This window comes from Nonomuraea turcica, from assembly GCF_030718205.1.
In the GTDB taxonomy this organism is placed as follows: Bacteria; Actinomycetota; Actinomycetes; order Streptosporangiales; family Streptosporangiaceae; genus Nonomuraea.
This window is the reverse complement of sequence record NZ_JAUZQF010000014.1, coordinates 16,229-34,960: the sequence shown is the minus strand read 5'-3', so window position 1 is coordinate 34,960 and position 18,732 is coordinate 16,229. Positions and strand designations below refer to the sequence as shown.

Here is an 18,732-nt window from a genome sequence, read left to right as displayed (position 1 = left end):
CTACAGTCGGAGACATGACGAAGAACGACATCACCCCCTTCCGCGTCGAGATCCCGCAGGCCGCCCTCGACGATCTCCGCGACCGGCTCCGGCGTACGCGCTGGGCCCCCGAGCTGCCCGGCGTCGATTGGGAGCGCGGCGTGCCCACGAGCTACCTGCGCGACCTGGCCGGCTACTGGGCCGACGGCTTCGACTGGCGCGCCCAGGAGGCGGAGCTGAACGCGTACCCGCAGTTCATCACCACGATCGACGGCGCGGACGTGCACTTCCTGCACGTCCGCTCGGCCGAGCCGGACGCCACCCCGCTCCTGCTGCTGCACGGCTGGCCGGGCTCGGTCGTCGAGTTCCTCGACCTCATCGGCCCGCTCACCGACCCGGTCGCGCACGGCGGCGCCGCCGCCGGCGCCTTCCACCTGGTGATCCCGTCGCTGCCCGGCTACGGCTTCTCCGGCCCGCTGCGCGAGACCGGCTGGACGGACGGACGCACCGCCGCCGCGCTGGCCGAGCTGATGACCAGGCTCGGCTACGACCGGTACGGCGTGCAGGGAGGCGACGTCGGCGCCTTCATCGCACCCCTGATGGGCCGCCTCGCCCCGGACAACGTCATCGGGGTGCACGTCAACGGCCTGCTCACGTTCCCGACCGGCGACCCGGCGGTCATGGGGTCGCTGACGGAGGCCGAGCGGGGGCGGCTGGGCGGGATGGAGGAGTGGCAGCAGAAGCTGGGCGCGTACATGAACCTGCAGGGCACCCGCCCGCAGACCATCGCCGCCTCCCTGCACGACTCCCCCGCCGGGCAGTTGGCCTGGATCGTGGAGAAGTTCAAGGACTGGACCGACCCGGCGGCCAAGCTGCCCGAGGACGCCGTGGACCGGGACCGCATCCTCACCAACGTGAGCATCTACTGGTTCACCGAGACGGCAGGGTCGTCGGCGCACACGTACTTCGAGCGGTTCAACGACTTCAGCGCATGGGGGCCGGTGGAGCGCGGGACCGTGCCGACGGCGGCGGCGGTGTTCCCGACCGACTACTCCGTGCGGCCGCTGGCCGAGCAGGTGCACAACGTGGTGCGGTGGTCGGAGTTCGACCACGGCGGCCACTTCGCCGCCCTGGAGACGCCCGGCGTGCTCATCGGCGATGTGCGGGAGTTCTTCCGGTCGCTCGCCTGAGCCCCCGGCGGCATGCGCAAGCCCGGCTTCCCCGCGAGGCCGGGCCTCGCCGTGGCGTCAAGGGGACGCAGGTGCTGGGGCGCTCCCCGGGGCTGTTACGTTAGTGCGCGGTGCGCCGGGAAGTCTGGTCGGCTTGGACTGCCGGCTGAGCTCTCTCGGGGGACGATTCCCACAATGCGTGACGTTGACCGCGGCGGCGATCGGTGATGGTCGCGACAGCGCCGCTCTTAGCGCGATTCCGGCATCCGGGCCAGGTCGTGGCCACCGGTTTCGGCCTGGCCATCGGGATCGGCACGGCCCTGCTGTCCCTGCCGGTCGCCACCACCGAGGGCGAGTCGGCAGGCTGGGTGACGGCCTTGTTCACGGCGGCGTCGGCCGTGTGCGTGACCGGGCTGGCGTTGGTCGACACCGAGGCGCACTGGTCGGTGTTCGGTGAGCTGGTCATCGCCGGGCTGGCCCAGGTGGGCGGTCTGGGCATCATGACGATGGCCACGCTCTTCACCCTGCTCGTCTCGGGGCGTCTGGGACTACGGGCGAGGATCGCCACCCAGGCGGAGACCAAGACCCTGAGCATGAGCGACGTGCGACGGCTCGTGCTCAAGCTGGCCCTGTTCAGCCTGGTGTGCGAGGTGGTGACCGCCGCCGTGCTCACCGGCCGTTTCCTCATCGGATACGGCGAGCCGTTCGTACGTGCCCTCTATCTGGGCGGGTTCCACGCGGTGATGGCGTTCAACAGCGCCGGGTTCACGCTCTGGCCGGACAGCCTCATGCGCTTCGTCACCGACCCCTGGATCTGTCTCACCATCGCGACCGCGGCCATCGTCGGCGGCCTCGGCTTCCCGGTGGTGTTCGAGCTGGCCCGCGACTGGCGGCGGCCCCGCAAGTGGACCGTGGTGACCAGGGTCACCGTGATGGTGACCCTGATCCTGCTGGCGGCCGGCACGCTGGTCTTCCTGGTCACCGAGTGGCAGAACCCCAGGACGCTCGGGGCGCTCGACGACTCGGGCAAGGTGCTGGCGGCGTTCTTCACCGCCGTCATGCCGCGCTCGGCCGGGTTCAACTCCCTGGACATCTCGCAGATGTACCCGTCGAGCTGGCTGACCACGGACCTGCTGATGTTCATCGGCGGCGGCAGCGCGGGCACCGCGGGCGGCATCAAGGTGACCACGTTCGGGATGCTCGTCTTCATCATCTGGGCCGAGATGCGCGGCGAGAGCCGGGTCAACATCGGCCACCGGCGCCTGCCCGAGGCCACGCAGCGGCAGGTCATCACGATCACGGTGCTGGGCCTCACGCTGGTGGCCGTCTCGACGTACGTGCTGCTCGCGCTGACCCCGCACCGACTGGACCAGGTGCTGTTCGAGGTCATCTCGGCGTTCGGCACGGCCGGATTGTCCACCGGCATCACGACTAGCCTGGGCCCTGCCGGGCACGTGCTGCTGACCCTGCTGATGTTCATCGGCAGGATCGGCCCGCTCACGCTCGGGTCCGCGCTGGCGCTCAACGGGCGCGCACGCCACTACGAACTACCGGAGGAGCGAGTCATCGTTGGCTGAGCAAACGAGCAACCCGGTGGTGGTCATCGGGCTGGGCCGGTTCGGCACCTCGCTGGCGCTGGAGCTGACCCGGCGCGGCACCGAGGTCCTGGCCATCGACAACCGGCCCAAGATCACGCAGGCGCTGGCGGGGCAGATCACTCAGATCGCGACCGCGGACGCCACCGACATGGAAGCGCTGCGGCAGCTGGGCGTGCCCGACTTCTACCGGGCGGTGGTGGCCGTCGGCGGCGACATCGAGGCCAGCATCCTGGCCACGTCGCTGCTGGCCGAGCTGGAGATCAACGACATCTGGGCCAAGGCCATCAGCACCCAGCACGGCCGCATCCTCAGCCGCATCGGCGCCCACCATGTCGTCTTCCCCGAGCACGACATGGGCGAGCGGGTGGCGCACCTGGTCAGCGGGCGCATGCTCGACTACATGCAGGTGGATGAGAACTTCGCGCTAGCCAAGACCAAACCGCCCAAGGATTACGTCGGCGTGCCGCTCGGGCGGTCGAACCTGCGCCGCAAGTACGGCGTCACGATCGTCGCGGTCAAGGCGCCGGGCGAGGAGTTCACCTACGCCGACGCCGAGACCGAGCTGTCCTATGGTGACGTCATCCTGGTCTCCGGGCGTACCGAGCAGGTCGAGCGCTTCGCGGAGCTCCCCTGAGTGGGCACGGTCTTGGCTAGTCTGGTGAGCGGAGGCCATTGATGCGCGCACGCGATCTCGCCGTCGAATTCCCGACGGTCACCATGGACACCCCGGCCCTCGAGGCGGCCAAGCTGCTGGCCGAGCAGGACCTACCCGGTCTCATCATCGTCGACGACGGGCGGCCGCTCAGCATCCTGCCGGGCACGCAGGTGCTGCGGCTGGCGGTCCCGCCGTACTGCCAGGACGACCCCGCGCTGGCGCGGGTGGTGGATGAGGCCCATGCCGACCTGTTCCTGCGCAAGCTCGGCGGCAAGACCGTCCGCGAGTGCCTGCCGGAGCAGCCCCGGGAGTTGCCGTTGGCCGACCTGAAGGCGACCGTGCTGGAGCTGGCGGCGCTCATGGCCCGCACGCGCAGCCCGGTGGCCGCGGTCGTCGACGGTGAGGGGCGGCTCGTGGGGGCGGTCACGCTGCAGTCGCTGCTGGACCATGCGCTGGAGCTCTGATCACTGGGGGAAGCCGACGGCGAAGGCGCGCCTGAGGTAGTCCCACGCGGCCGCGCTGAGGATGCCCTTCGTCGCGGCCTCGGGACCTCTGGCGTCGATCCTGCCGTAAATGGCGGACATGACGCTCCTGTCCCCGCCGGCCAGGCCGGCCACGGCCGCCGTCCACCGGCGCGCGAGGTCCTGTACGGCGGGATCCGCCGGGTCCGTACCGCGCCCGGCGTGGGCCTCGGCCTCGGCGGCCAGGCCGGTCAGCTCCTGCAGCCGTTGCGCGAAGCCGTCCTGGCCCAGCTCCCGGTGGCGTTCTCCGAACCTGGCGAGCTGTTCGGGGGTGAAGTGTTCCGCCTGCATCATTGCCTCCATCGTGTCGATGAGCTGGTCGATCGACGGCTCCTGCGCGCTGCTCAGCGCCTCGGCGAGGCCGAGCAGCCGCCGGCGCAGGGCACGCTGGCCCGCCAGCCGGCCTTCCACCTGCTCCAGGTGCCGGGCGATGGTCTCGCGCAAGTCGGCGCCGTCGAGGGAGCGGGCGATCTCGGCGAGCGGCAGCCGCAGCTCCCGCAGTGCCAGGATCCGGTAGAGCCTGCGCACATCGTCACCGGTGTAGACCCGGTGCCCGGCGGCGGAGCGCTCGGCCGGGCACAGCAGGCCGATCTGGTCGAAGTGCCGCAAGGTCCGTACGGTCACGCCCGTGGCGGCAGCGAGGTCGCCGATCTTCCAGCGTCGTGCGTTCACATCACCGACGCTAGGGGCTGACGCGGCGTCCGATGCAAGCGTGTCGCCCAGCCTTCCTCGTGGATCATCGTAGGGTGGTCGCATGGGGAAGACCGCGGCTCGACAGCCCGTACCCGCCCGGCGGGCCGACGCCGAACGCAACATCGCCGCGATCCTCGAGGCCGGGACCCGGCTGCTCAGCGCCGACCCGTCCGCCAGCGTGGCCGACATCGCCAAGGCCGCCGGAGTGGGCCGGGTCACGCTCTACGGGCACTTCCCATCGCGGGAGGCGCTGGTGGACGCCGTGCTCGACCACACGGTCGGCGTGGCGGACGCCGCGCTGGAGGACCCGTCGCTCGACACGGCGCCGGCGCCCGAGGCCATGGTGAGACTGCTGCAGTCGTCCTGGGAGATCCTCGATCGGCATCGCCGGTTGTTCGTGGCCGCGGACCGGGTCATGGCGACCGAGCGGATCAGGGAGCATCACGACCGGCCGTTGCGCCGGGTGGAGCGGCTGATCGCGCGCGGGCAGCGGGACGGGGACTTCCGTACGGACCTGCCGCTGCCGTGGCTGGTGACGACGTTCTTCTCGATCATTCACAGTGCCGCCCAGGAGCGGGAGGCGGGGCGGCTGGCGCCTGAGGACGTGGAGCTGGTGCTGGTCACGACGATGTTGTCGCTGCTCACCTCCGGCGAACGGTCCGGGCGGTCGCGCGACGGTGGTCACGGATGAGTGCGATCACGGTGTCGGCGGTGCGGTCGAGGTAGCTGCGTCCATCGGGCAGGTGCGCCTCCGGGCTGATGTAGCTGTGCCGCCCGATGTGGGTGGCCGGATCGAGCCGGTGTGCGGTGATCTTGCCGGCGCGGGCGGCCCGGTTCCATCCGCTGCGGCGCAACAGCCGCCAGCGCTGAGGGAAGATCCAGGTGCCGACCCGCTCGATCCAGTCGCTGTCGCTCGTGAGCTGATACAGGTGACGGGCGTGGGTGAGATCGTTGGCGCCGTTGTGGAACCCGCCGAGGAGGATCAGCAGGAGCGGGGCACGCAGCTGGGTGTGCAGTTCTTCGACCGCGCCGGTCGCGACCTGGGCGCCGCCGCTGTAGCTGAGCAGCACCACGGGGATGCCGCTGCCGGGCTGGTAGCCGGACAGGCGCAGGTGGTGGGCGATCTGGTTGCCCACGGCGCGGTTGTACAGGGGACGGTAGCGGTGGTCGGCGGCGACGAAGATCTGCATGACGTTGTGCAGGAAGAGCAGGAGCCCGATGCGGTGGCGCAGCCACTCCCACACAGGCCGGTTGACGAGCGGGTCGGCCAGCGGCGAGTAGGGCTGCACCTGGCCCAGCACCCGCAGCTCCGGCGCTTTGGCGATCAGGGCCTTGACCAGCTGGCCTCCGTCCCGCGTGTCGGTGAAGCGGCGTTTCCCGATGCCGTCCAGATAGACCAGGTAGGCGTCCGGAGGACGGTCGGCCTCCGCGCCCCGGGCGTAGGGCATGCCCTGGGGGAGCTCGGTGGTGGGAGTCCGCCAGCCGGCCGTGTAGGCCATCACCTCGTAGCGGGCGAGCAGAGCTTCGGCGAGCAGGACCGGGCCGAGCACCAGGACGAGGAGAGGGAACTCGATCATGTGAGCAGCTCCTGCCCCCTCATGACGCTGATCTTCATGACCAGGCGCCGGACAAGATCGACGGCGGCCGCCAGCCCGACTCCGGCGATGGCCACGCAGCCCGCGGCGGCCCACCAGCCCGCCCCCGTCATCGCGGCGAGCGGGGCGACCAGGCCGGCCCCGACCCCCACGAAGAGCAGCAGGTGCAGCAGGGGCCCGAGCAGCGGGAACGCGAGGACAGCGGCGAGAAGCAACGGGGCGAGCAGGCCGGGTGTCCAGGTCAACGCGGCGACGCCGGACAGCGGAGGGGACAGCACCAGCTCGGCGAGGGTCCATGCGGTCAGTGGCCACAACGCGAACACCGCGCCCTCGACCACGGCGCCGAGCAGCACGAGCAGGACCGCATGGGACCGTGACCCGATGGGCCGGCGGGCTACCAGGGGCAGGATCCGCCCGGCGGCCTCGGACAGCCCGGCGAGCAGCAGCAGGACGACGACGGTGGGTGACATCTCTCAGCGCTCCTGTGGCGAGTCCGCCGGGACCGGCCGGCTGACCCGTCCGGCCCGGTGCAGGTAGTGCTCGAGTTCGTCGGCGGCGCGCAGATAGCCGCCGGCCTCGCGCTGGGCGAGCTGCAACGTGGCCGCCGCGGCCCGGAAACGGGGATCGTCGAGCAGGCGCCGGGCGAGGGCCTGCACGGGTCCCGGAGCGGCGTCCTGAGTACGGATCGACAGGCCGGCGCCGAGCTCGGCCACCCGCCGGGCCACCAGCGGCTGATCGGCGCCCTGCGGCACCACCAGCATCGGGACCCCGGCGTGCAGAGCCTCGTTGACGCTGTTCATCCCGCCGTGCGTGACGAACAGCGCGGCGCGGGCCAGCACCTCTGGTTGCGGCACGAAGCGGCGGGCGAGCACGTTGGCCGGCAACGGATCCAGCGCGGCCGGATCGGTGGGTCCGGTGGAGATGACGACGGTGCCGCCCAGCGGTGCGAGCGCGGTGGCGAAGGTGCGCAGCAGCTGCGGGCCGGCATTGAACACCGTGCCCAGCGAGGCGTACAGCACCGGGGCTCGCAGCCGATCGATCGGGAACGCCGGGTCGGGTGGACGGGCGCCGAGGCTGGGGCCGACGAACTGGTACGACTCGTCGAAGGCGTCGACGCCGGGCTGGAACGCGCGCGAGGTGAAGACCAGGTTGAGCGGCTGGCGTACGTTCGCCAGGTCGAGCAGGGGCAGCCCCCGGGTGTCGTAGCGGCGGGACAACCCCCACCGCGACCGCAGGTAGCCCTGGACAGTTCGGGGCCGCCTCGCCGCCGCGGCCAGCAGCTCCCACGAGGCGCGGGTGGGGCTGGGCACATGCCGGTTGAACGCGAACGTGGTGAACAACGCTGCCGCCGGCACCTGGAGCTCACGGGCGGCGACCGCGCCCCACGGGCAAGCGGCGCCATGCACGATCAGGTCCGGCCGGACGCCACGCAGCTCGGAAAGCACAGCGGGCAGCACACCGACGGCGGTGCGGGCCAGCCCGTCCAGCATGGTGACCGGCATCGGCGGATCGGCGAACGGCCGGTCAACCTCGGGGTAGAGGCACACGGTGGCGCCGGTGGCCTCGATCTCCTTCGCGAACGCGGGCGAGGTGTGATAGGTGGCGCAGTGGCCACGACGGACCAGCTCGGCCACGACCGGCAGCGTCGGATTGACGTGCCCGTGCATGGCGATGTTGAGGAACGCGATGGTGCTCATCGGCCGACCCCCGGTACGGAAGCGGTCCGCCCCTGCCCCAGACCGGCCGATGCCGCAGGAGGACCGTCGACCCGATACAGGCCGGGCCCGCTGACGCGCAGCCCGTCGAGAAAGCGGCCCGCCGACAGGCAAGCAGTATTGATCAGCCGCTGGGAGTGGCCGAAGTCCCACGGGGCTGGCCAGGTCTCGATACCGGTCGGCAGCACGACGGTCGGAATCTGTTGGGACACCTCGTGCAGGTCGCGCTCGATCTGAGCGTGCCACAGCAGCAGCCCCGCCCTGGCCGCGACCGCGCCGGCCCGCCGGGGCGGGATGGCCGGGCGCAGCGGCCAGCTTGTCGGGCCGGTCGACAGCACCACCACGCTGGCCGCCCCTGCCTGCAGGGCCGCGCGCACCGGGACCAGGGCGATCACCCCGCCGTCGACGAGCGTCCGGCCGTCCCGAACCACCGGGGGCAGAACCCCCGGAATGGCTGCGCTGGCCAGCAGCGCGGACTCGAGATCTCCGTGGTCGAGCAGCGCCTGAGCGCCGGTGGCCAGATCCATGGCCACCGCGGTGAAGGGGACCTCCAGCTGTTCGATCCGCGACGGCAGCCCGGCCCGGGCGATCAGCCTGCGCAGGCCGCGATCGGTGCAGATGCTGGCCCGCGAAGGCAGGTAGCCGAGCGGAAACACCTCACGGCGCCGCACACGGGTCCACACGACATCCAGCCAGGGTGCGGCCTTGCCCGGGTGCGCGGCCGCGATCGCTCCGTTGAGAGCGCCCACCGACGTTCCGATGACCAGGTCCGGGACGAACCCGCGCTGCTCCAACGCGTACCCGATACCGACCTGCGCGGCCCCGAGCACTCCCCCGCCCCCCACCACCACCGCCACGGGACGGGGAAGGGCACGCAAGCCCTCGCCGACGCTGTGGAGAGCCGAGGAGGCGGATCTCCGGCGATATCTCACATTCATGGTCCGTCCTCTCTCAGCACGGCGCCGACTCGGAGTCGTTCCTCAGCTAGGACCGGGCGGCCACCCCATCTGTGACACCGTCGGCCGTTGCAGGGTGATGATCGCTGGCATGGAAGGCCCCCCCTTTTGCGGATCAGGCGAGGTCGGCGAGGTCCTGCCCGGTGAGGGTGATCGACCGGGCCGCCAGGTTCTCCTCCAGGTGAGCCGCGGAACCGGTGCCCGGGATGGCCAGGGTGAGCGGGGACAGGGCCAGCAGCCAGGCCAGGGCGATCTGCTGGGCGGTGGCGCCGTGCCGTTCGGCGACCTTGACCAGGCCGGGGTCGTTGATGTCGGCTCTGCCGCCGCCGAGGGGGAAGAAGGGGACGAAGGCGATGCCGGCCTGGGTGCAGGCGTCCAGGACGGCCGTCTCGTCACGGTTGGCGATGTGGAAGTTGTTCTGGACGGCCGTGACGGGGGCGATCGCGCGGGCCTCGGCGAGATGGCCGGCGTCGACGTTGCTGAGGCCCAGGTGGCGGATCAGGCCCTCCTCGCGCAGCGCGGCGAGCGCCTCGAAGCGTTCGGCGAGCGACTCGCCGTGCGGGGGCTCCATCATGCCGATGCGCAGGTAGACCAGGTCGAGGCGATCCACGCCCAGGCTCTCGAGGTTGGCCTCGACCTGGGGCCGGAGGTCGGCGGCGGTGCCCTGGCGGGGACCGCCGGGGCCGAAGACCGGGCCGACTTTGGTGGCGATGACCAGATCCTCCGGGTAGGGGGACAGGGCCTCGCGGATCAGGGTGTTGGCGCGGACGGAGCCGTCCTGGCTGCGGTAGAAGTCGGCGGTGTCGATGTGGTTGACGCCGAGCTCGACGGCGCGGCGCAGGACGGCGCGGCCGGACTCAGGGTCGCGGGCGGGTCCGCCCGGGCCGGTCTGGGGCAGGCGCATGGCGCCGAGGCCGAGCCGGTCGATCGTCAGGTCGCCGCCGAGGCGGAAGTGGTTGGTCATGTCTTTCCTCGTGATGTGATGTGGTGCCTGCGAGACGACGGCGACGACACCCACTCCAGGCGGGAGACGCCCCGGTCTCGCCGCAGGCGATTGCGGGGACTGAGCCCTCGACGAACGTGACCGTCTCCTCGAGCGGCGCGCGGCCTGTGCGGATGTAGTCGACCGTGACGTCCTCGAACCCGATCGACATGCCGCAGAAGAGGACGAGACCGTCCGGGGGGTGCACGATGTCCGCGACGGTCTTGCGATAGACCGACCACGCCATCTGCGGGCAGCTGTGCAGCCCCTCGGCGCGCAGCAGCAGCATGACGGTCTGCAGATAGATGCCGAGGTCGGCCCATTGGGGCGGGCCCATGTCGCGGTCGATGTAGCAGAACAGGGCGGCGGGCGCACCGAAACAGTCCCAGTTCGCGGAAGCGGCCCTCTGGCGCGCCTCCCAGTCATCGCGCGCGATGCCGAGCGCGCCGTAGCGCTCCCGGCCGAAGGCGGATCGGCGCTCGCGGTAGGGGGACTTCAGGTCGGCCGGGTACATCTCGTATTCCCGCTCGTCCCAGGGGTCGCCCGTGGCCAGGCGCTCGCCGGCGCGCTTCTTGAGCTCGGCCAGCGGCTCGCCGGTCACCACGTAGACGTGCCAGGGCTGGAGGTTCGATCCGGACGGCGACCAGGCCGCGGCGGACAGCACCCGCTCCAGCACCTCCCTCGGGACAGGCCGGTCGGTGAATCCGCGCACCGCGCGCCGGCTTGTGACCGCCTCGTAGACCTCCATGATCGTTACCTCCCCGTCCGCTCCACGTGTCTACTTTCGTTACATTCACTACGGTATCACACGCGATAGTATCATTCAATACTATTTGGACGCAGTTGAGCCCCGCGCCCCATGAGGTTTGATCCCCGTCGGCGACGAAGCCCTGACCGGCGCGCGGGCTCGCGCTTACGCCTCGCCGCCTGCGGGATAGGCGAACCGGGTCAGCAGATCCCGCAGCTGCTCGGCCTCGCCGGGCCCCAGGTCGGCGACCAGACGCTCAGCCAGCGGCTCCGCCGCCACATGGGCCGCGTCGAACAGCTCGACGCCCTGAGGCGTGATCTCCACTGCCCGCGCCCGCCGGTCCCCCGGAACGCTCTTGCGTACGGCCAGCCCCTTACGCTCCAGATCGTCCACGACCCGCATGATCCCCGCCTTGTCCGACCCCGTCGCCGCCGCCAAGTCCCGCTGCACCGTGGGCCCGCGGTCGACGAGCACGATCAGCACGGCGAAATGCCGCAACTCGATGCCGAGCGGCCGAAGCGCCTCTGCCATCACGGTGGCCGCACGCCAGTGCGCCTGGCGCAGCAGCAAGCCGAGAGCGAAAGGCGAGGCATCCCCGGAGCGGTCGGTCGCACGCGAGGCAGTGGTTCTGCGAGGCACATCAGCGGTCATGAGACCATATTACCCACTATCCTCTCATTCGAGATGGTTTCATGTGAGAGTACCTGCGATCGTGAAGCGGCGATTGGACAAGCTGGGATTTTTCGCGCGGACCTGGTCGACCCGCTCGGCGAGCAGGGAGCTCGACGCGAGCCCTTCCGACTCGCCGGCGGACGCGACGACCGTGCCCATCGGGTCGATGATCATGCTCTGGCCGGTGCAGGCCGGGCCCGACTGCCCAGCCATGATCATGTAGGACGTGTTCTCGATGGCGCGGGCGCGGGCCAGCGTGACCCAGTGATCCTCCTTGGCCGGGCCCACCGCCCAGGCGGCGGGGACCACGATCGCGTTCGCGCCGGCGTCGACCAGCAGCCGGGCGATCTCGGGGAAGCGCAGGTCGTAGCAGGTCATCACGCCGAAGGTGAGCCCGCCCAGCGGGAACGTCAGCGGCCTGAACTCCGCGGGCTGGATGCGGGCCGACTCCTTGTAGCCGAAGGCGTCGTACAGGTGCACCTTGCGGTACACCCCGATCAACTCGCCGCCGGCGTCGGATGCGAGGACGGTGTTGGAGCAACGGGGGTTGTCCGGCAGCTTTTCCGTCATACCCGCGACGACGGCGATGCCATGGCGCTTGGCGGCGTCGCGGACGGCGGCGGCGAAGGGCCCGTCCAGCGACTCCGCGGCGGGGCTGATGTCGGCGGTGGCGTCGGGGTTGGAGTACATCGCGTTCTCGGGCAGGACCACCAGGTCGAGCCCGTCACCCGCGGCACGCTCGATCAAGGCGTGCACTTTCGCGAGATTCGCTTCCTTGTCGGTGGTGGCGCCGAACTGGGCCACCGCGACCCTGATGCTCATGTGATCTCCTCTGGTCAGTCGAAGTACTTGGCCGCGCCTGAGAAGTCCGAGATGCGGGCTCCTGCCGCGATCGCCTCACGGGCGGGGATCTCGGCGTCCTCCTTCTCCTTGAGCAGCGCCGCGATCTCGAGCGCCTCGGCCGGGTCGAGGATCGCCACCCCATCGGAGTCGGCGAACACCACGTCGCCCGGCTCCACCACGACGCCGCCGATCGACACCGGCACGTTGATGGACCCCTCGATGCCGGAGATCCGTGTGGTGTGGGCGGCGACGCCGCGCGAGTACGCCGGGAACCCGTATCCGGACATCTCCTCGATGTCGTTGATCTGCCCGTCGATGACGGCGCCGACGGCTCCTCGGGTCTTGGCGGTGAACGACACCAGCCCGCCGAAGCACGACCGTTGCTCGTCACCGCTCTGCTCGACGACGAGGACGTCGCCCGGCCGCAGGTCGTCGACCGCGACGTGCACGGCGGTCGAGTCCAGGTGCGGCAGGCGCACCGTCACCGCGGTGCCGGCGAACTTCATGGGCCGGCTGTTGGGCCTCAGCCCTCGGGGGAAGCCGTGGTCACGCAGGTGACCGAGGGTCGAGGTGCAGACCTGGCTCAGGGCCTCGGCGATGCGGGGATCGATCGAGGGGGCGGACGGATGACGGACGAACATCGATATAGCTCCCGATTGGTGTTGACCGGCCCTAGCGGAGGGCCTTCTTCAGGCCGACGACCCGTTCGATGATCACCACGAACAGGACGCTGATGGTGATCAGCACGACCGACAGGGCCGCGATCTGGGGGTCGGTGCGGCTTTCCACGTAGTGGAAGATCTCGACGGGCAGGGTGGTCGCCTGGGGCCCGACGACGAAGAGGGAGATCACCGCCTCGTCGAAGGAGACGAGGAAGGAGATCACGCCGCCGGCCAGCACGCCGGGGGCGATGAGCGGCAGGGTCACGCGGGTGAAGGTGCGCCACGGGGACGCGCCCAGGGTGCGGGCGGCCTCCTCGCACGACCTGTTCATGGTCATCAGGCTCATCGACGTGGTCCTGATGACGTACGGCACCGTGATCGCCAGGTGAGCCACGATCAGCCCACCGTACGTCCCGGTGATCTTGAGTGGAGCGAGGACCAGCAGCAGCGCGAGCCCGAGGACGATTCCCGGCACCATCAGCGGTGACAGGAAAAATCCCGATAGGGCGTCACGGAAGCGGAACTCGTACCTCGTCAGGGCCACGGCGACGGGCACCCCGATGAGCAGCGCCAGCACCGCAACACCCGCACCCACGATGGCGCTCACCTGGAATCCCCGGATGAACTCCGCGTTCTGGGCCAGGCGCTCGTACCACTGGAACGTGAAGCCCCGCGGTGGGAAGGCCATCGTCGACTGGACGTCGAACGAGATGACCACGACCACGAGGATCGGCGCGAGCAGGAACAGGTACAGGAGGGTCACGACCACCCTGGTCGGCCAGCCCTTGAGTCTGGATGTCAACGCCGGCCTCCTCACTGGGCCTCGATGCGCCGCAGCGCCCGCTGGTAGATGACGATGACGACGGCGAACAGCGCGAGCAGGATGAACGCGATGGCCGCGGCGAACGGCCAGTTGAGCGTCGCCGTCGCCTGGTCGTAGATCTCGGTCGCCAGGTAGAAGACCTTGCCGCCGCCGACCAGCCGCGGCGTGACGAACGAACTGATCGTCAGCACGAACACCAGCAGCGCGCCGGTCAGCACGCCCGGCATGCCGAGCGGCCACACGATCCGCCAGAAGGTGCGCCACCGGTTGGCGCCCAGGCTCTGCGCCGCGTGCTCGAGCTCGGGGTTGAACCGGCCGAAGCCCGCGAGCAGGGCCAGGATCATGTACGGCATCATGATCTCGACCAGCGCCACGTACACGCCGAGCCGGTTGTTGATCAACGCGAGCGGCTGATCGATCAGCCCGGTGCCCAGGAGCGCCTGGTTGACCACGCCCTGGTTGCCGAGCAGCACGAGCCAGCCGTACGTCCGGACGACCGAGCTCGTCAGCAGCGGTGCGACGGCCAGCGCCACCAGCAGGCCCTTGGCCCTGGACTCGGTCCTGACCAGGAACAACGCGATCGGGTACGACACCAGCACGGTCAGGACGGTGACCCCGAGGCCCAGCTGCGTGGTCTCCCACGCCATGTCCCAGTAGTAGGAGTCGCCGGTGAACTGCGCATAGGAGTCGAGGGTGAACGTCTCCTCGATCAGGCCCGTGGAATCCCCGCGGTTGAAGCTCATCCGCAGCAGCCACGCCAGCGGCAGGACGAAGGAGACGGCCAGGCCGAGCAGCCCTGGCACCGTCAGGCCCAGGATGGTCAGCCGATCGGAGCGGGTCTTGTCCCTCATGTCAGGACCAGGGCGTCCTCGGCCTGCCACGACAGCCGGACGTTCGCGCCGCGTTCCAGCCGCCCTTCGCGGCCGGCCACGGACTGGACCGACACGGTGGCGTCGCCGACACGTACGCCGTACTCGATGGAGTCGCCCACGTACACGACCGTCTCGACCGTGCCGTGGCCGTCACCCGCCTCGCTCACCTGCATGCGGTGCGGACGGACCAGCACCGTCGCGGATCCCTTCGCGCCGTGGCCGTTGACGGCCCGCATCGGCCCGAGCCCGGCTACGTCCAGCTCCGCGACGCCGTTCGCGGTGTGCTTGATCTCGGCGTCGAAGAGGTTGGCGCGGCCGATGAAGCTCGCGACGAAGCGGTTGGCGGGGCGCTCGTAGATCTGCTCGGGCGTGCCGACCTGCTCGACGACGCCCTCCGACATGACCACGATCCGGTCGGACACGGCCAGCGCCTCGTCCTGGTCGTGGGTGACGAACACGGTGGTGGTACCCAGCTTGCGCTGGATCGCGCGGATCTCTTCGCGCATCGCGTCGCGGAGCTTGGCGTCGAGGTTCGACAACGGCTCGTCGAGCAGGAGCACCGACGGCTCGATGACCAGAGCACGCGCCAGCGCGACGCGTTGTTGCTGGCCGCCGGACAGCTGCTTGATGCGGCGGCCGCTCAGGTGCCCGAGCCGGACCAGCTCGAGCGCCTCCCCGACCCGCCGCCTGACCTCCGCCTTGGAGGCGCGGCGCATCTCCAGGCCGAAGGCGACGTTGCGGGCGACGTCCAGGTGCGGGAAGAGCGCGTAGTTCTGGAACACCAGGCCCATGCCGCGCTGGTGGACGGGGGTCCTGGTCAGCTCCTTGCCGTCCAGGTGGATGCGGCCCGAGGTCGCCTCGATGAGACCGGCGATCATCCGCAGGGTCGTGGTCTTCCCGCAGCCCGAGGGGCCGAGCAGGGAGACGAACTCGCCCTTGTCGATGCCGAGCGTGAGGTTGGCGACGCTGGGACGATCCGTCCCGGCGTACTTCTTGACGATGTTGTCGAGTTCAAGGAAGGCCATCGCGCCACCTCAGCCCGCGAGGATCTCGCGGCGCCACAACTGCGTCCACTTCTCGCGGTTGGCGGCCACCTGCTTCCAGTCGACCTGCAGGACGTCAGCGGTCTTCGCCGGGTCGAGCGAGGTGCGCTTGAGCGCGTCGGCGCTGGGCTTGGCCTTGGTGTTGGTGGGCGCGTAGTACATGGCCTCGGTGAAGGAGGCCTGCGACTCGGGGCTGAGCGCGTAGTTGACGAACGTCTGCGCGGCGGCGGGGGACGGCGCGTCCTTCACCAGGTTGATGGTGTTGATCTGGAAGATCGTGTCCTCGTCCACGATCGCCACTTTCAGCTTGCCGTTGCTCTCGTCGGCGTAGTACTGGCCGCGGGCGTTCCAGCCGACGGCCAGCGCCGCGGTCCCCGACTGGACGAGCGTGTACGAGTCCGGCTGCGGCGCCCACGTCTGCACGTTCGGCGCCAGCTGTTTGAGCCTGGCGATGCCCTGGTCCACGGACTTGGTGTAGTCGCCGCCGGCCTTGCTGTTCTCGATCAGCATGAGCCCGGTGCCCTGGATGTCGGGTTGAGCCGGCACCACGACCTTGCCTTTGTACGTGGGATCCCACAGGGCGTCCCACTTCGTGGGGGCGGGCGTGACGGAGTCGTTGTAGAGGAGCACGAGGCTGTCGAACGTCAGGGCGGGCCCGAAGTTGCCCGCGACCTTGCCACGGGGGTCGATGTCGGCCATGTTCGGCACCTTGGCCGGGTCGAGCGGCTGGAACACCCCGGACTGGTTACCGGTGCCCGAGGTGGAGATGTCCATGATCGAGACGTCGGTGTCCGGGTTGTTCTTCGTGGCACGCAGTGACGCGAGATTCTCGGCGGAGTTGGCTGAGCCAACGAAGTTGACCTTGATTTTCGGATACTTCTGCTGGAAACGGTCGATGACCGATTTCTGGAAGACGTCCTGGAAGATTCCCGAGTATCCCTTGACGGTGATGGTTCCTGAGTCGGGGGCGTCGTTCGTGGTGGTGGAGGCGGTGCCGGAACATCCCGCCACCGCGGCCAGGGCGACGGCGAGCACGCCGCCGGCCAGCGGCTTGAACATCATGGTGGTGCTTCTCCCTGTGGAGATGGGGTCGACGATGGAGCGAGGAGCACGAGGTCGAGCCTGTGGAGCTCCATCTGCCGTGCGTACGACTTGTCGATGTGCCGGGTCACCTGGGCCGCCGCCTGCTCCGGATCCTTGTCCGTGAGCGCGGCCTGAATCGCCCGATGGTCCGCGTTGGTGTTCGCCATGCCGAGCGTGCTGTGCGCCAGATACCAGATGCGGAGGGATCCGCAGTTGAGCCGGTTCACCGCCTCGGCCAGGAACGGGTTGTCGGTTGACCTCGCGATCTCCAGGTGGAACTGGTGGTCGTACTCGACCGCCTCGTACGGCCGGTCGGCCGCGATCTCCTCGTCGATGCGATCACAGATCCGCTGCAGCTCGTCGAGCTGCGCCGGCGTGGCCCGCCGGGCCGCCAGCCGCGCCACCGGCTCCTCCAGGAGGTGGCGTGCCTCGTACAGCCTGGACAGGTCCCTGACCTTGATCCCGCGCACGTAGGGGGTGCGGTGTGGCGGGTAGTTGATGAACTGCTCGTCGGCCAGCCTCTTGAGCGCCTCCCGGATGGGGGTGCGCCCGAATCCGAACCGGGCCAGGAGCATCGCATCGTCCAGGGGCATGTCCTCGACGAGGTCGCCGGTGACGATCGCGCGCCGTAGCGCGCTGTACGCCTGCTCGGTCTTCGTTCGTCCGATGGAGGTCATCCGTATACCCTCGATATATTTGAAGTACATGCAAAGTATGACCGGCTGCCCATATCGGTCAAGACTTCCCGTTAAGAACGTGGAAATTATCCGTTTTGTCCCTTTAGAGCCGCGCGCACGCCAGGCTCGATGGCCGCGCGGAAGGCGGCGTCCAACTCGGCGGGTGAGGCGGCGCTCTCGCCGTCCACCCATGCCCGCAGCAGCCCCATGAACGCACCGACCACGCAGACCACCAGCAGGTCGAGCGCGGCCGACGCCCGCGCGCCCGCGGCCAGGAGTTCCTTCCTGACGACGGCCGCGAGCAACTGCTCGCCGCGCGCGTGCACGAGCCCGCCACTGCGCCGTCCCATCAGCGCCCGGACGAGCCGGCGCTGCTCGTGCACGTGCTCGAACGTCGGCAGGCTGAACGCGAACAGCTCCCCCGGCCCGTCCACCGGCGCGGGATGGAGGAAGGCGAGCCCGTCGAGGTTGCTGAACAACACGTCCTGCTTGTCGGTGAAATGCGCGTAGAAGGTGGACCGGCCCACGTCGGCCCGGTCGATGATGTCGGTGACGGTCACCGCGTCGTAGCCCTTCTCCAGGATCAGCGCCACGAGCGCCTCCTGGATCATCCGCCGGGTACGCCGGACCCGCCGGTCTCCGGACAATTCCCGCCTCCTGTTCAGTACGGCACACCATGGCCGACATGCTCGTTGACCGAGCTCCAGTATGAACGCATCATTCATAAACGAACAGGTCGTTCGACAATGTCGGGAGGACACTGCCATGGGCCTCGGAAAGCTGCTGCACCACCACGCCGAACGCGCCGACGAGGGCGGCACCATCGACCGCCCGCGGGCGTACGAGATCTTCGCCTCGATCGGCTTCGTGGGCGGCCGCCGCGCCGCCTTCACCCGCCTGGCCACCGCGGCCCGCCCGCGGGCCGGTGACCGGATCCTGGACGTCGGCTGCGGCACCGGCTATCTCTCTCGGATCCTGGCCCGGGTCGCCGCGCCCGGCGGCCACGTCACCGGCCTGGACCCGTCCCAGGCGATGATCGAGTACGCCACCGGACGCGCTCCGGGCAACTGCACCTACGTGGTCGGCCAAGGGCAGGACCTGCCGTTCCCCGATGGCTCGTTCGACCTGGTGGTCTCCAGCCTCGCCGTGCACCACATGCCCGCCGCCGCCCGGCCCGAGGCGATCCGGCAGATGTTCCGGGTGCTCCGGCCAGGCGGGCGGCTGCTCATCGGCGAGTTCCGCCCGCCGGCCAACCACCTGGCCAGGCGCCTCGTCGGCCTGCTGTCCGGCCCCGCCATGCAGCACGACCCGCGTGACCTGCTCGGCACCATGATCCCGGACGCCGGCTTCGTGGTGGAGTCCGAGGGCGACCTGCCGTACCTGCTGTATTACGTCCGTGCCACCCGGCCGGACGGGGAGGGGGCGCCCACCGGCTCGTGAACTACG

General features: G+C 70.0%; 22 protein-coding genes. 6 read left to right on the top strand and 16 right to left on the bottom strand.

Features of this window, described 5'->3' with window-relative positions; translation table 11 throughout:
- Positions 1-14: 14 nt before the first annotated feature.
- From Q9G87_RS32685 to Q9G87_RS32670, 4 genes are all read left to right on the top strand, one after another.
- Positions 15-1,169, top strand: a complete 1,155-nt coding sequence (locus Q9G87_RS32685) for an epoxide hydrolase family protein (RefSeq protein WP_305920386.1) — start codon at positions 15-17, stop codon at positions 1,167-1,169.
- A 206-nt stretch (positions 1,170-1,375) separates the two neighbouring features.
- A complete protein-coding gene (locus Q9G87_RS32680) occupies positions 1,376-2,725 on the top strand; it encodes a TrkH family potassium uptake protein (protein WP_305920385.1) in 1,350 nt (449 codons plus the stop codon).
- A complete protein-coding gene (locus tag Q9G87_RS32675; RefSeq protein ID WP_305920384.1) occupies positions 2,718-3,380 on the top strand; it encodes a potassium channel family protein in 663 nt (220 codons plus the stop codon). The genes Q9G87_RS32680 and Q9G87_RS32675 overlap by 8 nt, the downstream gene beginning before the upstream one ends.
- A gap of 41 nt (positions 3,381-3,421) precedes the next feature.
- Complete coding sequence (locus Q9G87_RS32670) at positions 3,422-3,865, top strand: CBS domain-containing protein (RefSeq protein ID WP_305920383.1); 444 nt, start codon at positions 3,422-3,424, stop codon at positions 3,863-3,865.
- On the opposite strand, the gene Q9G87_RS32665 is transcribed toward Q9G87_RS32670, so the two are convergent.
- Positions 3,866-4,594 (bottom strand): MerR family transcriptional regulator, encoded by a 729-nt coding sequence (locus tag Q9G87_RS32665; RefSeq protein ID WP_305920382.1) that lies wholly within the window; start codon positions 4,592-4,594, stop codon positions 3,866-3,868.
- A gap of 82 nt (positions 4,595-4,676) precedes the next feature.
- On the opposite strand from Q9G87_RS32665, the gene Q9G87_RS32660 reads away from it, so the two are divergent.
- Positions 4,677-5,306 carry a TetR/AcrR family transcriptional regulator gene (locus Q9G87_RS32660; protein WP_305920381.1) on the top strand — a complete coding sequence of 210 codons (630 nt, stop codon included), beginning with the start codon at positions 4,677-4,679 and terminating at the stop codon, positions 5,304-5,306.
- Here the strand turns inward: Q9G87_RS32660 and Q9G87_RS32655 are convergent.
- The 15 genes from Q9G87_RS32655 to Q9G87_RS32585 form a co-directional block, all read right to left on the bottom strand.
- Positions 5,257-6,192 (bottom strand): hypothetical protein, encoded by a 936-nt coding sequence (locus tag Q9G87_RS32655; RefSeq protein WP_305920380.1) that lies wholly within the window; start codon positions 6,190-6,192, stop codon positions 5,257-5,259. The genes Q9G87_RS32660 and Q9G87_RS32655 overlap by 50 nt on opposite strands.
- Positions 6,189-6,680, bottom strand: a complete 492-nt coding sequence (locus Q9G87_RS32650) for a hypothetical protein (RefSeq protein WP_305920379.1) — start codon at positions 6,678-6,680, stop codon at positions 6,189-6,191. Before Q9G87_RS32650 ends, Q9G87_RS32655 begins: the two co-directional genes overlap by 4 nt.
- Before the next feature lie 3 nt (positions 6,681-6,683).
- Positions 6,684-7,907, bottom strand: coding sequence for a macrolide family glycosyltransferase (locus Q9G87_RS32645; protein ID WP_305920378.1), 1,224 nt, complete (start codon positions 7,905-7,907; stop codon positions 6,684-6,686).
- A complete protein-coding gene (locus Q9G87_RS32640; RefSeq protein ID WP_305920377.1) occupies positions 7,904-8,863 on the bottom strand; it encodes a patatin-like phospholipase family protein in 960 nt (319 codons plus the stop codon). Before Q9G87_RS32640 ends, Q9G87_RS32645 begins: the two co-directional genes overlap by 4 nt.
- 133 nt (positions 8,864-8,996) lie before the next feature.
- Positions 8,997-9,845 (bottom strand): aldo/keto reductase, encoded by an 849-nt coding sequence (locus Q9G87_RS32635; RefSeq protein ID WP_305920376.1) that lies wholly within the window; start codon positions 9,843-9,845, stop codon positions 8,997-8,999.
- The gene (locus Q9G87_RS32630; RefSeq protein WP_305920375.1) at positions 9,739-10,611 is read right to left on the bottom strand and encodes a nitroreductase; all 873 of its coding nucleotides are present in this window, start codon (positions 10,609-10,611) and stop codon (positions 9,739-9,741) included. The genes Q9G87_RS32635 and Q9G87_RS32630 overlap by 107 nt, the downstream gene beginning before the upstream one ends.
- 165 nt (positions 10,612-10,776) lie before the next feature.
- Positions 10,777-11,262, bottom strand: a complete 486-nt coding sequence (locus tag Q9G87_RS32625) for a MarR family winged helix-turn-helix transcriptional regulator (RefSeq protein ID WP_305920374.1) — start codon at positions 11,260-11,262, stop codon at positions 10,777-10,779.
- A gap of 39 nt (positions 11,263-11,301) precedes the next feature.
- Positions 11,302-12,105 carry a carbon-nitrogen hydrolase family protein gene (locus tag Q9G87_RS32620; protein WP_305920373.1) on the bottom strand — a complete coding sequence of 268 codons (804 nt, stop codon included), beginning with the start codon at positions 12,103-12,105 and terminating at the stop codon, positions 11,302-11,304.
- 14 nt (positions 12,106-12,119) lie between these two features.
- Positions 12,120-12,767, bottom strand: a complete 648-nt coding sequence (locus Q9G87_RS32615; protein ID WP_305920372.1) for an RraA family protein — start codon at positions 12,765-12,767, stop codon at positions 12,120-12,122.
- Between the two features lie 31 nt (positions 12,768-12,798).
- A complete protein-coding gene (locus Q9G87_RS32610; RefSeq protein ID WP_305920371.1) occupies positions 12,799-13,590 on the bottom strand; it encodes an ABC transporter permease in 792 nt (263 codons plus the stop codon).
- A gap of 11 nt (positions 13,591-13,601) precedes the next feature.
- Complete coding sequence (locus Q9G87_RS32605) at positions 13,602-14,462, bottom strand: ABC transporter permease (protein ID WP_305920370.1); 861 nt, start codon at positions 14,460-14,462, stop codon at positions 13,602-13,604.
- On the bottom strand, positions 14,459-15,508 hold the full coding sequence (locus tag Q9G87_RS32600; protein WP_305920369.1) for an ABC transporter ATP-binding protein: 1,050 nt from the start codon (positions 15,506-15,508) through the stop codon (positions 14,459-14,461). Before Q9G87_RS32600 ends, Q9G87_RS32605 begins: the two co-directional genes overlap by 4 nt.
- Positions 15,509-15,517: 9 nt before the next feature.
- The gene (locus Q9G87_RS32595; protein WP_305920368.1) at positions 15,518-16,588 is read right to left on the bottom strand and encodes an ABC transporter substrate-binding protein; all 1,071 of its coding nucleotides are present in this window, start codon (positions 16,586-16,588) and stop codon (positions 15,518-15,520) included.
- A complete protein-coding gene (locus tag Q9G87_RS32590) occupies positions 16,585-17,286 on the bottom strand; it encodes a GntR family transcriptional regulator (RefSeq protein WP_305920367.1) in 702 nt (233 codons plus the stop codon). The genes Q9G87_RS32595 and Q9G87_RS32590 overlap by 4 nt, the downstream gene beginning before the upstream one ends.
- An 86-nt stretch (positions 17,287-17,372) precedes the next feature.
- Positions 17,373-17,933: a TetR/AcrR family transcriptional regulator gene (locus Q9G87_RS32585; protein WP_305920366.1), complete on the bottom strand. Its 561-nt coding sequence runs from the start codon at positions 17,931-17,933 to the stop codon at positions 17,373-17,375.
- 118 nt (positions 17,934-18,051) lie between these two features.
- Here Q9G87_RS32585 and Q9G87_RS32580 point away from each other — a divergent pair, with 118 nt between their 5' ends.
- Complete coding sequence (locus Q9G87_RS32580) at positions 18,052-18,726, top strand: class I SAM-dependent methyltransferase (protein ID WP_305920365.1); 675 nt, start codon at positions 18,052-18,054, stop codon at positions 18,724-18,726.
- Positions 18,727-18,732 lie beyond the last annotated feature (6 nt).

Bases quoted from the DNA above. Each gene is read 5' to 3' on its own strand.
- Q9G87_RS32580 (WP_305920365.1), top strand. From the start codon at position 18,052: ATGGGCCTCGGAAAGCTGCTGCACCACCACGCCGAACGCGCCGACGAG.
- Q9G87_RS32600 (WP_305920369.1), bottom strand. From the start codon at position 15,508: ATGGCCTTCCTTGAACTCGACAACATCGTCAAGAAGTACGCCGGGACG.
- Q9G87_RS32630 (WP_305920375.1), bottom strand. From the start codon at position 10,611: ATGGAGGTCTACGAGGCGGTCACAAGCCGGCGCGCGGTGCGCGGATTC.
- Q9G87_RS32685 (WP_305920386.1), top strand. From the start codon at position 15: ATGACGAAGAACGACATCACCCCCTTCCGCGTCGAGATCCCGCAGGCC.
- Q9G87_RS32680 (WP_305920385.1), top strand. From the start codon at position 1,376: ATGGTCGCGACAGCGCCGCTCTTAGCGCGATTCCGGCATCCGGGCCAG.
- Q9G87_RS32615 (WP_305920372.1), bottom strand. From the start codon at position 12,767: ATGTTCGTCCGTCATCCGTCCGCCCCCTCGATCGATCCCCGCATCGCC.
- Q9G87_RS32670 (WP_305920383.1), top strand. From the start codon at position 3,422: ATGCGCGCACGCGATCTCGCCGTCGAATTCCCGACGGTCACCATGGAC.
- Q9G87_RS32620 (WP_305920373.1), bottom strand. From the start codon at position 12,105: ATGAGCATCAGGGTCGCGGTGGCCCAGTTCGGCGCCACCACCGACAAG.
- Q9G87_RS32635 (WP_305920376.1), bottom strand. From the start codon at position 9,845: ATGACCAACCACTTCCGCCTCGGCGGCGACCTGACGATCGACCGGCTC.
- Q9G87_RS32625 (WP_305920374.1), bottom strand. From the start codon at position 11,262: ATGACCGCTGATGTGCCTCGCAGAACCACTGCCTCGCGTGCGACCGAC.
- Q9G87_RS32590 (WP_305920367.1), bottom strand. From the start codon at position 17,286: ATGACCTCCATCGGACGAACGAAGACCGAGCAGGCGTACAGCGCGCTA.
- Q9G87_RS32640 (WP_305920377.1), bottom strand. From the start codon at position 8,863: ATGAATGTGAGATATCGCCGGAGATCCGCCTCCTCGGCTCTCCACAGC.
- Q9G87_RS32660 (WP_305920381.1), top strand. From the start codon at position 4,677: ATGGGGAAGACCGCGGCTCGACAGCCCGTACCCGCCCGGCGGGCCGAC.
- Q9G87_RS32605 (WP_305920370.1), bottom strand. From the start codon at position 14,462: ATGAGGGACAAGACCCGCTCCGATCGGCTGACCATCCTGGGCCTGACG.
- Q9G87_RS32655 (WP_305920380.1), bottom strand. From the start codon at position 6,192: ATGATCGAGTTCCCTCTCCTCGTCCTGGTGCTCGGCCCGGTCCTGCTC.
- Q9G87_RS32650 (WP_305920379.1), bottom strand. From the start codon at position 6,680: ATGTCACCCACCGTCGTCGTCCTGCTGCTGCTCGCCGGGCTGTCCGAG.
- Q9G87_RS32595 (WP_305920368.1), bottom strand. From the start codon at position 16,588: ATGATGTTCAAGCCGCTGGCCGGCGGCGTGCTCGCCGTCGCCCTGGCC.
- Q9G87_RS32645 (WP_305920378.1), bottom strand. From the start codon at position 7,907: ATGAGCACCATCGCGTTCCTCAACATCGCCATGCACGGGCACGTCAAT.